The organism is Agriterribacter sp., from assembly GCF_035445465.1.
In the GTDB taxonomy this organism is placed as follows: domain Bacteria; phylum Bacteroidota; class Bacteroidia; order Chitinophagales; family Chitinophagaceae; genus Agriterribacter.
Map to the genome: position 1 here is coordinate 2,947 of NZ_DAOMQT010000103.1, position 591 is coordinate 3,537.

Below are 591 nucleotides of genomic sequence, written 5' to 3' on the forward strand. Positions count from 1 at the left end.
CAATGTTTCAACATCTTCCGTGTATATTACTGTAAATCCTGCCCCCGGATCAACACTTTATGCAGAGGCAGGTAGTAATCAAACGATAACGCTTCCAGTATCGAAGGTTCATCTTGACGGCAGCCAATCAACCGAACCTGCAGGAAGTACGCGTTTATGGAAGCAGGTAGTCGGTCCGGTAACCGCTAAAATACAATATCCTTCCAGCATAACAACAGATGTAACAGGACTAACCGTTGCGGGAACTTACAAATTCGGGTTGTTCATAACAGATGCGAAAGGGAATGTGGTTAGTTCTTATGTTACCATAACGGTGAAATCTGCTATATCTGGCAGAACTATGGCAGGTTCGGATGTAAATTCTGTGCAGGATCAATCATTACAATTGGCAGTACCAGATATTTCATCTGTTTCAACAGAATTAGAAGTTAAGGTCAATCCTAATCCTGTTCAATCTGATATGACGATATGGATTAATGGAAAACCTAAAGGGAAAACAAGTGTGACTATATACAACCTGAGCGGACAGGTATTACTGCAGCAAGAGTTTGTTAAAGACGCTTCAGGTGTTGTAAGTAAAACGTTTAATGT

General features: G+C 40.9%; 1 protein-coding gene. It reads left to right on the top strand.

Annotated elements, in window-relative coordinates; translation table 11 throughout:
* Positions 1-19 precede the first annotated feature (19 nt).
* Positions 20-591: PKD domain-containing protein (locus PLE34_RS21350; RefSeq protein ID WP_324560506.1), on the top strand; the 572-nt coding region annotated here is incomplete at its 3' end.